A 7,412-nucleotide genomic window follows, 5' to 3' on the forward strand; every position below is an offset into this window, starting at 1 on the left:
AACGCCCTGACCGTGGGCCTGACCGCACTGACATGCACGGTGTGGCCCAGCGCGGCCAACTTTGTGCTCTTCAGGCTGCCGGAAAACACCCTGAGCGCCCAGGACTGTTTTGAGGCTCTGCTGCGGCGCGGCATCATCATCCGCCCGCTGAAGAGTTACAACCTGCCCGAACACCTGCGGGTCAGCGTGGGCAGCAAGGATGAAAACAGGGCCTTTCTGGCCGCTATGGACGCCATCTTGCTCGAACACCACAACGCTGCCAACTGTCTTGAAAACAGGGAGCCGAAATGAGCGCGCGCCTGCCTGTGGTCACGCTGGACGGCCCTGCCGGAGTGGGCAAAACCACTCTGGCCCGCCGCATGGCGGAAAGTCTGGGACTTGCCTATCTGGACACCGGAGCCATGTTTCGCTGCATGGCGCTCAAGCTGGGCGCAGGAGCGGAAAAGCTGCCGGAAGAAGAATTGCGCGCCCGTTGCGCCCACTGGACGTTCAGTCTGGGAGGCATGGGACAGCAGTCTACCCTGTTCTGCAACGGCGTGGCCGTGCGGGGCGAGGTGCGCACCGAAGAGGTGGGAATGCTGGCCGCGCGCATAGCCACAGTGCCTGTGGTGCGCGACATCCTGCGCCAGACGCAGCGCGCCATTGGCGAAAGCTCCCCTCTGGTGGCCGAAGGCCGGGATATGGGAACCGTGGTCTTTCCCGATGCGCGATTCAAGTTTTTTCTTGATGCCGCCCCGGAAGTACGGGCCATGCGCCGCCTGCGCGACCTTGAGGAAAGAGGCGAGGCTGCCGAACTGACAAGCCTTACGGAGCAGATACGCCAGCGCGACGCCCTGGACCGCAACCGTGCCGTGGCCCCACTGCGTCCCGCCCCTGACGCCCTTATTGTGGATACCTCCCATCTGGACATTTCTGGGGTGCTCGGCGTTATGCTGCACCATATCAATGTTCACGGGGGGCCGCAGAGCCTGCACGAATAGCGGGCGACCGTTTTAGCGCGTTTCTTTCTTCCGTGAAAAGCGCAGGCCCACGGACGGACGATAGCATTTTCGCGTTGAGAATACCCATTCTCAACGCTTCCCGGACGTCCGCTCCGGTGCGTAACTGCGCAAATATATTGCGCTGCTCCTTTACCGCAGGGACCTGCCCACGAAGTCCGGAACTGTTTCAAAGCAAAAAATACCCCCAAAAAAGCCTTTTGCGCTTTGCAAAAGGCTTTTTCGCTTTTCCGGCATGCCCCTCCGCCAGCGGCAAAACCTGCCACTTTTTCACCGGGTGCTGCCGGACTTTTGGCGCTCCAAACAGGACGCCTTTGCCTATTTACCTTAAAAGGCGTCTTTATAAAAAAATATCAGCATGATTTTATTGAAAAAAAATACTTTGGCATGAGCAGTGCATAACACTGGGCAAGCCAATGGCGCATACAGCGCCTTGCACAAACCAGCCTCAGTTGGGGAGGAAGATATGAGCAGTCAACTGGATTACGAGATCAATAAGGAATTGGGCGAATGCTACCTGTTCATGGGTGACTTTGACAAGGCCGAAGAATATTACCGCAAGGCCGCCAACAGCAATACCAAGAGCGACGCCCCCTATCTCGGCCTGGCGACCGTGGCCGTGCAGCGGGCCGATCTGGACAAGGCCCTTGTGCTTTACCAGAAAGCCGCCTCGGTGGAAGAAACAGACAAGGCCCTGTGCGGCATCGGCCTGATCCATATGGAACAGGGCCAGCATCAGGCCGCTTTTGACAACTTTGCCCGTGCCCTCAACAAGAACGCGGAAAATATCGTGGCGCTGAACTGCCTTGTGCGTGAAGCCTACCAGTTGGGTTGCGTTGAAAACGTGCTGCCCTACCTGGAAGACACCCTGAACACCGGTGTTGAAGCCGAGGCCGTGCGCGTCACCCTGGCCGGTTGCCTCATTTACCTTGGCCGTGGCGAAGAGGCCCGCACGCACCTTGAAGCAGTGCTCGGCGCCAACCCGGCCAACAACAGCGCCAAAGAACTTTTCGACACCATGGCCGCCTAGCCATGGCCCCCGGGCCATGCCGCTGCCGAAACATACTCCCCTCCCCACATGATTTTCCGGCCCCTGGCAGGCGCCGGGGCCGGAAAATCTTTTCAACGGGGAACACACGGCACTGTTCGCCCTTGAAACATCATGCCGTTTACATGTACGCCAGCGCAAACAAAGCGAAAAATCCCTGAAGGTTTCTTCAGGGATTTTTGTTTATGCCGTCCGGACCACAGACGCCTGCATGCGGGCTGGAGCGGGTTGATTTTGAGAATGTCATGCTCAAAATTTACGGTACGCCCGTGAAGACGCTTAAAAGCGAAAATAAATCGGTCAGATAAACTGTGCTGACGGGCTGCGCAAATGAGCTGCGCCAACGGGCTGCACCGCCGGGAAGCGCAAACAAATTGCACCGAGTGGCTGCACCGGTGAATTGCCCGATGAACCATCCACGAACTGGGCAAATGAGCTGCGCCGGCGAACAGCGCTTAGCTTCACGGTGGTGTCTGCTCACGCAGCGGCCACAGCCTTTTCAAAATGAAATGCCTATTCCTGAAAAAGAGAGAGCGCGTCCTGGCACACCACGGCGTTGCGCCCGTTGTGTTTGGCCTGGTACAGGCATCTGTCTGCCTCTGCAATGCCGGTTTCAAGCTCTTGCAAGGGCGAGCAGGACGTCTCGTCCCGGCACAGTCTGCTGACACCAAGACTCACGGTTATCCGCAGAGGGACGCCGGAATGCGGGCTGGACGTCTGCCCGTCCCTGGTACGCCCCTGAGCGCAGTGGAGCATGGCAGCTTCATCCATGACGGCCTCTTCCACGGCCAAACGTATTTTTTCGCCCAGCCTGCACGCCTCGGCCAGCTCTTCACCGGGCAAAAATATGACAAATTCTTCACCACCATAACGGCAGCACAGGTCCTGTTCGCGCAAAAAGGAGCTTATGCAGCGGCTGAAGCGCACAAGCACCTCATCGCCGCAGGCATGCCCATACGTGTCATTGACGGCTTTGAAATGGTCGATATCCGCAAGAAGGATACTTGCAGGCAATCCTTCCTCACGGATCAGTTCCAGCGTTTTTTCTGCCTTGGCCATGAATGCGCGGCGGTTGAGCAGCCCCGTAAGGGGGTCGATGAACGAAAGCTGTTTGTACTTAAGCGAAAGACGGGTCAGTTCCGAAACGTTTTTGTCCAGCTCTTCTACCATCTTGTTGAATGCCGTGGAAAAGTCGCCCAAAAAATTGATCCTGTGCTGATATTCGCCTTTGGCGATGCACTGGGCCTGCCACGTAAGGTGGCGCAGGTCTGACTGAAGGGCCTTGAGAGAGCCTATGACAAAGCCCCTCTGTTTGGACATGTAATGCAGGTCACCCTTGCCCAGATTGTGGGCCAGTGCGCGTATGCCCCATATAAGATTGTGCAGGTTTTCCATACCTTCCAGTTGGCGCAACCTTTCCGGGAGGGGGGCTTCACTGACGGAAACGCCGGTCAGAATGGAATGCACATGGCCTATGACTTCGTTCGCAAGGGCCACGTCTTTCAAGAGCGCGGCCCTGGTATTCGCAGGATCATCCATAGTATTTACTACCGGTAGCTTAAAACATTTTACCTTTAAGAATACATTTTCTCAAAGGGTTGCGGCGCTCACTCCAGTGTGTAGCGGCGTACATGCATGCGCTGCGGCCTTCATCCGAGCCTTTGGGCAACATGGCTGTAAGGCTGGCGTAACTTGATGGCGGATGGCTGCCTGCGCAGCCGCCAGAGCAACCTCAGGGTGAAATTGCCCTAACCCGTCGGAGGAATCTTTCCCGGAACCGGAATCAGGCGCGACAAACAGGACAGCGCCAGACCGGTGGCGGGTGTGCGGCTTCCGAACATTCCGGCCGCAGCCGGACCCCTCTGTCTGGACGCACGGCAACCGCGCCGCGTGACATAGGGGAACCGCGATCTACAGAAAACATGTCGCCTTTGAGAATCTGTATGCTCAAAGCTTGCAAAACCCGGCGTCTGGCTGCGCAGGCAGCCCGTGCGTATGCTTTCGTGGCTGACGTCTGCTCGCGCAGGCGTCAGAGCAATGTTCTTTCAGCATTGCTCTGACGACAAACCGCATTATTTGGTAATTTTTTTCAGCAACGCGCACTGGCCGGTATTTTTCCCAAGGCGGTCAATGCGAAGTTGCGCGACTGCGCCATTGTAGTGGTGACAAAAAATATATCGCTCAAGTCAGGCTATTCAACGCCTGGAACCGCTGATGCAGTGGCGCAACCCGAGCGCTGTTTTCTTCAGAATCCACATTATCAATGTGACACATCGCCCGCTACGAATGGCAGCAATACACGCAGGTGCTGCTGTTTTTACCCGCAAGCCCTTCGGACAAGACCTGAAGCGGACTTGCACCACCCCATAGGCGGTCGTTTGCCCGCGCAGGCGCCAGAGATATTACAGATAAAATCGCCTGCTGCACTGTGTTCCGCATGGGGTGCCCCTTGCGCGAACAGCCCGGCTTTCCGCTTTTTCTGGCCGCATGGCGCCAACCGGACTGGCCGGTTCAATCTGACGTTTCTTCCGTGCGCGGCTTTTTTTGCATGGGCATGGCCTCAAACCGGCAAGTGCGGTCGCCGGTGCACCAGCAGTCAATTTCGCGCACGTCAAATTTCACCCCGGCATGGGAAAACAACACTCCGGCAAGAAATCCCTCATCGTAGTGGCAGACCGTATGCTCCATGTCAGGCAGGCCGGAGCAGTCCAGATCTTCCGCCACTGTCAGGGTAAAGTGGGACGCTTCATAGTCCGCTGTTTCTATCCGCAGAATGCCGATGCCGAATTCCAGCAGCGCTTTCTGCACCACAGCCACAAAATCATCGAAATTTTCGCACGGGCCAATGAACCTTTCGCAAAACTTGCGGCCCGCCAACTCTCCGCACTCGCGCATGATTTCTTCTGACGCCTCAGTGCCGTAGCGAAGTTCCACAATATCGCGCATGGTATACTGGAACAGCCGGTATACTTCGATACGGGCGCTGTTACCGAGATTGGGCCGGCCTTCCCGCACATTGCCAACAAAATCCCAACTGAATGCGTAACGCCGGGTCGCCATAAAAACCGCCTTTTACAGAATCTGTGCCGTGTCCCATGCTAGCAGCATTGGCCGTACCCCTGCAAACAAAAAAGTCTCTGTCCCAGAGTACTCAAGAGCACATTGGACTCTGGAAATATTCGCACTTGAAAAATCCGCCCCAACGTTCTGCGACGTTTGGGACGGCGCTTTGCAACCCCAATGCCTGGAGCCGCAGTCTTCATCCGCAGCCCGGCCAGGGGTAAAGGCTGAAGCGAAATCTGCTTCTTGATGACGAGCATTGGCCCGCGCAGCCCCGGAGCAGTTCCAAGATAAAAATTCTCTATGCCGACAGCGGGCAGCCTGCGGACCAAAAGCCCGCAAGCCGCCCGCTGTCAAAAAGCGAAGCGCCCGCCGTGCTGAAAAAACAGCCGGAACAGAACCGTGCGAAAAAGCCGGATCAGCGAATTATAGGCGGAGCGTCATTGCTGACCTTGAGCATGGTCCCGAGATGCCGCCTGACCAGCGCCAGTTCGCTTTCTGTAACTTCAGGCATGTCGCCGGAGCGCACCCCGGTCATGTCGTTTCCTTCTTCAACAATGGCAAGAGCCGCAGCCATCCTTCCCATAACGCAGAAAAAGCGCACAGGATTCCAGCCCTGCTCCTGCACCCAGGCAGCGGCCTTGGGCGAATACATAAAATCTGCCTTGCCGTTACGCAGAACAGGGTGTGCCTCTTCATTACCGGCTTTGGCCCAGGCGCGAAAATGCGGCAGAACATCCAGAAAGCTCAATAGTTCCTTTTCCGTCACGGGCGGCTGCTTGTCGTAAACCGTAGCCGTCTGCCGCGCCGCCTTTTTATCCTGCCCGGCGGCCGCATGCGCCTGGCCCGACAGGGCCGGGGCAAACAACAGGCACAGCAGGACGGCCCCTGCCGCCAGCACCCTTCCCGCGCGCAAGCCCAGAGCGCCTGCAGACGTGAGACCTTTCATACATGACAAGGTCGAAAAACTTGTGAACATCCTGAAAATCCGCAACAAAATATTCATTCAATACCGAACCGCGCTGAATTTCGAGAGCCTGTCCATATTATGGTAAGACTCGACATACCGCAACGTACCTGTCTTGCCGCGCAAGACCAGGGAATGCGTTACGGCGTACTTGGCGCTGTAGCCCACGCCGCGCAGGAAGTCGCCGCCGGAAATGCCCGTGGCGGCAAAAAAACAGTCGTCGCTGCGCACCAGATCGTTGACGGTGAGCACCTCGCGGGCGTCTATGCCCGTTTCGTTGATGGCTTCTTTTTCCACATACGACTGGGGATCAAGCCGGGCCAGCATCTGCCCGCCCATGCCCTTGATGGCGCAGGCAGCCAGCACGCCCTCGGGAGTGCCGCCCGTACCCATCATGATATCCACTTCGGAGCGGGGATCCACAGCCATGAGCGCACCGGCCACGTCGCCGTCCGTCTGAAGCTGTATACGCGCTCCGGCCTCGCGGATTTCGGCAATAAGCTTTTCATGCCGGGGTTTGTCCAGCACAAAAACCACAAGGTCCTGCACGGTCTTGCCCATAGCTTTTGCCACGTTCGCCAGATTGACCTTGACGGGAGCGTCAAGATCAATGACGTTGCGCGCCTCGCGCGCCACCACGAGCTTTTGCATATAATAGCTGGGGCCGGGGTTGAACATGCTGCCCCTGGGAGCCACACCCACAACGGAAATGGCGTTGGGTCGCCCGTAGGCCAGCAGGCTCGTGCCTTCTACCGGATCAACGGCCACGTCAAGACTGGGGCCTGCGCCCATGCCCACCTTTTCGCCGTTGTACAGCATGGGGGCATTATCTTTTTCGCCTTCGCCGATAATAACAAGGCCGTCAATGTGCAGAGTGGCAAAACTGATGCGCATGGCGTCCACGGCAGCGCCGTCTCCGGCCTCCTTGTCTCCGCGTCCGAGCCAGCGGGCCGATGCCAGAGCCGCCGCCTCGGTAATACGAACAATGTCCAGGGCCAGATTTTTCTCCGGTGCTTCCACCATGTCTTCCTCCACTCATATCTGCGTTGTGCAACACACTGCTCTTACCCCAGCGCGCTGCCGGCTTCAAGAAAAAACCCCGGGCTGCCGCCCGGATCTCCGCTGCCGCCATCGGCCCGCATGGCATTGCCCTGCCTGCGGATGCCGGAATATCTTGTCCGAACCGGTCTTCCTCAAATTGGGGCTAGAGCAGTTTACGAATGAAATGAGTTAACTGCTCTGCGAGGATTTTCAGGAAAATCCTCGCCACGAAATGCGAGCAGGCAGGCTTTTGCCTGCCGAAAGCGAGCATTTCAAGTGGTAAATGCCCGTGGGCAGA

The 7,412-nt window shown here is 57.4% G+C and carries 7 protein-coding genes; 3 read left to right on the forward strand and 4 right to left on the reverse strand.

Going from position 1 to position 7,412, the window contains the following annotated elements:
• The 3 genes from V6C07_RS04760 to V6C07_RS04770 all read left to right on the forward strand — a co-directional run.
• Positions 1–291, forward strand: a 291-nt coding sequence (locus V6C07_RS04760; RefSeq protein ID WP_333535223.1) for an aminotransferase class I/II-fold pyridoxal phosphate-dependent enzyme, incomplete at its 5' end; no start/stop codon positions are given.
• Entirely contained in the window at positions 288–980 is a 693-nt protein-coding gene (cmk, locus tag V6C07_RS04765) for a (d)CMP kinase (protein ID WP_333535224.1), read from the forward strand. The genes V6C07_RS04760 and cmk, both read left to right, overlap by 4 nt.
• A gap of 484 nt (positions 981–1,464) precedes the next feature.
• Positions 1,465–2,028, forward strand: coding sequence for a tetratricopeptide repeat protein (locus tag V6C07_RS04770; RefSeq protein WP_333535225.1), 564 nt, complete (start codon positions 1,465–1,467; stop codon positions 2,026–2,028).
• 531 nt (positions 2,029–2,559) lie between these two features.
• Here the strand turns inward: V6C07_RS04770 and V6C07_RS04775 are convergent.
• From V6C07_RS04775 to glpX, 4 genes are all read right to left on the reverse strand, one after another.
• Entirely contained in the window at positions 2,560–3,585 is a 1,026-nt protein-coding gene (locus tag V6C07_RS04775; protein WP_333535226.1) for a GGDEF domain-containing protein, read from the reverse strand.
• Between the two features lie 972 nt (positions 3,586–4,557).
• On the reverse strand, positions 4,558–5,106 hold the full coding sequence (locus V6C07_RS04780; RefSeq protein WP_333535227.1) for a V4R domain-containing protein: 549 nt from the start codon (positions 5,104–5,106) through the stop codon (positions 4,558–4,560).
• A 418-nt stretch (positions 5,107–5,524) separates the two neighbouring features.
• Complete coding sequence (locus V6C07_RS04785; RefSeq protein WP_333535228.1) at positions 5,525–6,055, reverse strand: serine/threonine protein phosphatase; 531 nt, start codon at positions 6,053–6,055, stop codon at positions 5,525–5,527.
• Between the two features lie 57 nt (positions 6,056–6,112).
• The gene (gene glpX, locus V6C07_RS04790; RefSeq protein ID WP_333535229.1) at positions 6,113–7,093 is read right to left on the reverse strand and encodes a class II fructose-bisphosphatase; all 981 of its coding nucleotides are present in this window, start codon (positions 7,091–7,093) and stop codon (positions 6,113–6,115) included.
• Between the last annotated feature and the right edge of the window lie 319 nt (positions 7,094–7,412).

This window comes from Desulfovibrio sp. 1214_IL3152, from assembly GCF_036763055.1.
GTDB lineage: Bacteria > Desulfobacterota > Desulfovibrionia > Desulfovibrionales > Desulfovibrionaceae > Desulfovibrio.